The following is a 208-nucleotide window of genomic DNA, read 5'->3' on the forward strand; positions in this document are numbered from 1 at the left end:
TGATCCGGCCGAAGCGGCTGAGCGCGATCACCACGCACAGCACCAGGAAGAGGTCGGCGGCCAGGGTGAACAGCCAGCCGAAGTTGGCCAGCACCCAGTCCAGCGCGGTGGTGGACACCGAGGAGAAGTTCTCCGTGCCCAGGGCCGCCCAGGCGACCACGGCCAGTACCACCGCCACCCCGACGGCGATCATCCCGGTGTCCGGGGG

1 protein-coding gene is annotated in these 208 nt (G+C 70.2%); it reads right to left on the bottom strand.

Translation table 11 applies throughout. The features are described from left to right. A partial coding sequence (locus FJ658_RS15060) for a BCCT family transporter (RefSeq protein WP_219995788.1) occupies nt 1-193 on the bottom strand: 193 nt, incomplete at its 3' end. Nucleotides 194-208: the final 15 nt, after the last annotated feature.

It is taken from the genome of Schumannella sp. 10F1B-5-1, assembly GCF_006517535.1.
Taxonomy (GTDB): Bacteria; Actinomycetota; Actinomycetes; order Actinomycetales; family Microbacteriaceae; genus Schumannella.